General features: G+C 47.8%; 1 protein-coding gene. It reads left to right on the forward strand.

What is annotated here, in order from left to right; translation table 11 throughout:
* The coding region (locus A3730_RS32875) for a hypothetical protein (RefSeq protein WP_063539441.1) at positions 1–435 on the forward strand (435 nt) is incomplete at its 5' end.
* Between the last annotated feature and the right edge of the window lie 525 nt (positions 436–960).

The raw sequence follows: 960 nt of genomic DNA on the forward strand, positions 1-960 counted from the left end.
ATGCAAAAAGAAAAGCTAACGCCATTTGCACACCCGCTTTATGCGATTTGCGGCGGTATTAAGTTGTTTATAAGAACCCGTAAAAAGTATTTCACCTGTCTTTGGGTCTTGCTCGCACCCCTCTTTGTATATTCGCCGGTACTGGCCCAAAGCACGGTTGAAGCGCCACCTAGTGAACAAACTAGCCCTGCGCTCGAAGTGAATAATGCTAGCATCACTGATTCTGCCATGGGTACTGAGAGCGAGAACGATAGTGTCAGCAGACTCGTTGAATTCTTTGCGTTTGTCGCGACCTATAGCAAGGCGATGCCCAGTGAATGCGCCGACCAAAAAGCCGAGGGCCGAACATACGACTGCCTCCATCGGTTTCTTTCCTTGTTAGTGCTTAGCCTATTCTTTTTGCTTATCGGGGTAATATGGGGGGCTGGCCGGTAAGAGGCTAATCTATCCGAGACCAATCGCCACAACTGACAAGCCCTGGTTTACCGCTAAAAGCTGCACTACTCTTCTTGGTACAGATGGCGGCAGTCCTTTTCGTCTGGTCTATTACCATCACTGAGTAATCGTCTAGCCTAACTGTTTGCAAGCTGTCGCCGAAGCATCCCCCTAAGGCAAAAACAACAAAAATCATTGGTATAACAGGCTTCATAATTATTCTCCCCCGCGTTTGAAATAGTGCAGAACCATAGAATTTAAGCCAATCAGCCTATTAGTAAAGCATTTGAGGTTTAAGTAAAGCCCGGCGCGTAGTCACTGAGCCTGCTTGTTTTCTGGTTGCGCCCAAGGAGTACAAACTAACTTTAGTTCGTCGGAGGATCTGTCCCTCCCGCATACGGAAACTCGGCCGTCCCCTGTAACCATCCTAATCTCACGAGACTGAAAATCGACGAAAGCGACGTCGTTTCCTTGATTACAGCCAACCAAAAAGACAGCAGCGCATAGGCCCATCATCATTTTGAA

It is taken from the genome of Alcanivorax sp. HI0044 (assembly GCF_001634945.1).